The sequence below is a fragment of the Bacillota bacterium genome (assembly GCA_040754675.1).
GTDB lineage: Bacteria > Bacillota > Limnochordia > Limnochordales > Geochordaceae > Geochorda.
The window spans coordinates 1-4,548 of record JBFMCJ010000334.1; the positions used below are offsets into that span (position 1 = coordinate 1).

At 60.2% G+C, this 4,548-nt stretch carries 2 protein-coding genes; one reads left to right on the forward strand and one right to left on the reverse strand.

From position 1 onward, the window contains the following. A partial coding sequence (locus tag AB1609_16165) for an AAA family ATPase (GenBank protein ID MEW6047984.1) occupies positions 1-2,475 on the reverse strand: 2,475 nt, incomplete at its 3' end. A 447-nt stretch (positions 2,476-2,922) separates the two neighbouring features. Here AB1609_16165 and AB1609_16170 point away from each other — a divergent pair. After that, positions 2,923-4,548, forward strand: a 1,626-nt coding sequence (locus AB1609_16170) for an SNF2-related protein (protein ID MEW6047985.1), incomplete at its 3' end; no start/stop codon positions are given.

A 4,548-nucleotide genomic window follows, 5' to 3' on the forward strand; every position in this document is an offset into this window, starting at 1 on the left:
CTTGATCAGTTTGGCCAGATCGTGAGCCCAGCCAATGTAGCACCGGATTCTCTCGCGGTTGGGCGTGTATCGAGCGGGGGTGTGGTGCGCGTCGTCGGTAGTGGCGAAGGTCTGACAAATGCGATCCACCAAGTCAAGGGGAACCCCACAAGACGCCAGCATCTCCCGGACCCTCTTTGAGTTTAGGTTATTGGGATTCTTCGTTTTGCCGGTTTCCTGCTGGTACAGGGTGCAGGCTATCTGGCAAACGGCGAGCCGCAACTCTTCTTCCGCCATTTGCAGTTGCACCGTGCTACTGCCGGCGTTGTTGACAATAGCGGTTGCCTCGCGTAGCCTTTCCTCGTACGGAGCCCAATCGCATTCCCGGATGATCGGACCTTCAGCCGCATATCCGGCTATCTCGTACATTCGTCCGCCTAGGGAGCGACAGCCCATGCGGACCTGATCGAGCCAACCCCTACTGTGTGACAGTAGAATGATTTGTTTGCCCCTTTCGGCCAGTGCCCTAACCACCTGGACGAATTGCGCCTCATGATCTGCATCCCACGATTGAACCGGGTCATCTATTACCAGGAATCCGAAGGGGTTGTCGCTTGCCAGGTTACTGGCAATGCTTATGCACAGGCCGAGCGCGTTCAGCTTCGATTCGCTCAGAGAGGACGCTGCACTGACTAGGTCTTTTCCGTAAGACTTGGCACGAATCTTCAGCTTTCGCGCCTTCAGGTCGCCCTTCTTTGTACGATCTATGTTGAACCCGTCAAAGTGGACGTCAGGATCTCCTTGAGTGCGGATCTTCTGATACCAATCGAGGACGTCCTGCGTTAGACCTTGCTCCAGTTGTTCCCAGATGGTTCGGGCGACATACTGGTCAACCGTTTTCCTGAGTTCGCTCAGTTCTTCGAGCACCCGCTTCATTTCTAGAGAAGCTCTAATCGGGGTGCGGTTCTGGAATATATCCAGGAGGAGGGTGATCTCCTGCGTTCCAGCCCGCTCATCAAGGACGCGCTGCAAAGCGCCGCTGACGTATGCCATCGGCTGTACCCATTTGGCCACCTCGTCGGTGAGTTGACTCGAGACGGTAACGTACGACCCTGCCATCTCCCCCAACTGAACAAGGTGCGGTGCTGCATCACGACACTCCTCAAGGGTGCCCCTGACGGCTGAGAGTGCATCTTTCACTGCGTTTCGCGCCTGTTTCAACCGCAGGAGGGTGCAGCCTATACCTTCGAGGGCGCGACGTGCGCTGTCATAGCACTCCACGTTCTCCGGTGTGAATAGCGCCTGCAGATCGGACAGCGAAGGCCGGAGTTCCGTTATGAAGCGTTCCGCCTTGCTGAGGTGGTAGTGCGAGATTTCCTCCAGAACACGATCGACTTGGTTCACCAGACCGAGGACGTACTGGCGCTTATCCTCCAATTGCTGGATTGCCCGGCTACTCGATGCCATGTCATCCCGCGTCTTCAAGATGGCAGCCTTTGCATCTTCGGTTATCTGTTGCCCGCAGAAAGGGCACACCTCGGGGGACTGCTGCCAGAGGTTGATGCCTAAATTTAGGAATTGAAGCTTTTTGCGAATCTCTGTCGCCGTTGCCAGCGCCGTGAAGTCGGCAGCATCCCGTACAAGCTGGTGGCTAGTCAGATCGAGGAGGGTGTTGTGGAGTTCACGGAGTTGAGACCGCTCCGGCTCCGAATAGCCCGTCAGCGTGATCCGGCCGGGGAAGACCTTGCTGACGATTTGAGCGCGCAACTGCCTCAAGCTTTCATACACCGCTGTCTCGGGGGTCTCGGGGGCCAATCGCCTCTTGGCTTCCACCGCGGCAGCGGCAATCACTTCATCAACGCTGGCTGGTCCGCGTTCGAAAGCGTTCGCCAAGATGGGCAGTTCCTTGGTGCCCCTTAGCCTGCGGCGGATTTCATCCACGAAACCCATGACTTCCTGAAGATCGGCAGGGACACTCGCTTGCGGTTTCGTGCACAGTGCTATGATGTCCCGATGGAACCGCTCAAGATCACTAAGACCGAGAAGGACCGCAAAGTGCTGGAAACGACGATCGGGCGTAGTGAGAATCAGATCCTTCAGACCGTGCTGAAACACGAAGGGTCTGGGGGATGGAGGAATGGGAAACGGCCACTCGTTCACGGGGCTACCGTTCACGAACCGCCGGCAGTTCCCCTGGCTGTCCAGCTCCGCTCTCAACGTGATCTCGCCATCAGCTCCCATGATCCCCGCCTCGACGTAGGCAATATCCTTGTCTGCCAGGTGCACGTTGCGATAGCAGCCGCTGAACTCCTCGTTCGAAGGAGCAGCTTCCACACGGGACACATGACCGTAGACGAGCCATTCGATCGCCTCGCAAATGCTCGTCTTGCCGTAGCTGTTCGGGCCGTAAATGACGGTCAAGCCGTTGTCGAGCGCTATGTATCTTTCAACGTTAAAGCCCCGAAAACCGGCTATCCTCAGGTACCGAAGTCGCACGGCTCACCACCTCGCGCAGGATCTCGGACAACTCGTGTTCCATGCTTTGTAGCGGGTGTGGTCCGCGGTAGGCCAGGACGATCCGCCGGTGAAAAGGGTTGCTTAGACGATTGGCCAATTCCCTGATTAGGGGATGTGTGGTTTCCTCGGGATTCGGTTCGGGGCCAATTTCCTCTGGCACGGTGTCTCCCTCCGTAACCCGCGGTGGTCTGCGGCTGTCGGCATGTACGCTTCGATTCGGATGCTTCTGCATTTGGACAGCCACTTCCTTCCTGGTTACGGCAAGACGGACACTGCGTGTTGCCGCACGTCGGAGGCCATGACCTTCCTGTGTTCCTGAATAAGGTGCGGCCACCACCGCTGCCGGGGGCCTCGCAGAAAGCTGTACAACAGGCGGTAAATGGGTTATACTTTGTTAAACGTAACCAGGTCGGGTGAATCAAAGTGGTGGCGGCCGACGCGGCGGCATGGGTCAGGCGGTTGCGGAGCCGGTTGGGGCTGACGCAGGGGGCGCTGGCCGAAAAACTGGGCGTCACTGTCGTTACCGTGAACCGCTGGGAGATGGGGCATTCAAGGCCTAACCGCCTGGCACGGCGCGCTCTGGCTGCCCTGGTGGCCATGGCGGAGAGTGGTTCTACCGCAGTCGGGGGCGGGCACCCGAGCCAGGGGCCAGCACCCCTTATGGCTGCACCCGTATCGACAAGCCAGGAACAGGTCGCGCTGGGCCGGGATGGCCACGGCGCGGATGCAGGGGGGCCGGACTTCACGGGTGATGCCGAAACCGTGCGGCTCTTCGTGGAGGGGGAGCGACTGCGCTACGGGCACCTGTTCAGCCGTGCCTTCGGTACGGAGATATCGCTGATCGACCCCGTCCCGCACCAGATCATTGCCGTCTACAACCACATGCTCGACCAGCCCAGGTTGCGGTTCCTGCTGGCGGACGACGCGGGTGCCGGCAAGACCATCATGGCCGGGTTGTACATACGGGAGATGCTGAACCGCCGCCTCATTCGCCGGGTGCTCGTTATACCCCCAGCGGGCCTGGTGGGGAACTGGAAACGCGAGATGCAGCAACTCTTCGCCCTCCGGTTTCGAGAAGTGTCGGGCCAGGACTGCCGGGGCGAGAACCCGTTCTTGTCTCCCGAGGGGGACCTGGTGGTGGTCAGCGTAGATACGCTTGCCTCAGGCCGGGCTCTTGAGCGGCTTGCGGATTCTGCCACCCCGCCTTATGACCTGGTGGTGTTCGACGAGGCCCACAAGCTGAGTGCCTACCGAAATGCAGACGGTACATACGAGACCACGGATCGTTATAAGCTGGCCGAGATGCTGGCGGGGGCACCACCGCTGCAGGAGAGCCGGGACCGCCCGCGGATATGGTGGCGCGCGCGGCACCTCCTTCTGTTGACGGCCACTCCTCACATGGGAAAGCCTTTCCCGTACTTCGCCCTGTGGCGGCTGCTCGACCCTCAGGCGGTGCGCTCGCCGGACGCGCTCGCCAGGATGGATCCAGACGCGCGGAAGCGGTACTTCCTGCGCCGGGTCAAGGAAGAGATGGTGCGGTTTGATGGTTCCCGCATCTTTCCTACCAGGGAAAGCCGTACCGTATTGTACTCCCTGGCCCCGCTGGAACGGCAACTCTACGAGCGTGTGACGGGATACGTCCGCAACGGTTATAACCGCGCCCGCAGACTCAACCGGTCCGCCGCAAAGCTCGCCATGAGCGTCCTCCAGCGCCGAGCCGCCAGTTCGACCTGGGCGCTACTGCGCTCGCTGGAGCGCCGGCTGGAACGGCTGCGTGCTGATCTGGAAGCGCTGGAATCTCTCCAGATCTCCGAGGAGCAATGGCGCAGGGACCAGCAGACCCGGAGGGTGCTGGACGTTGAGGCCATGACCGGTGACGAAGAAGCGGCGGAAGGGGAGCGTGAGCAGCGGGACATAGCCGAAGAGGAGGCCATGGGTGCGACGGCTGCCACAACTCTGACAGAGTTGCGGGCAGAATGCGACGAGGTGCAGGGGCTGCTCGAGCTCGCCCGGCGGGTGCATACGGAGGGAGAGGATACCAAGTTCGAGAAG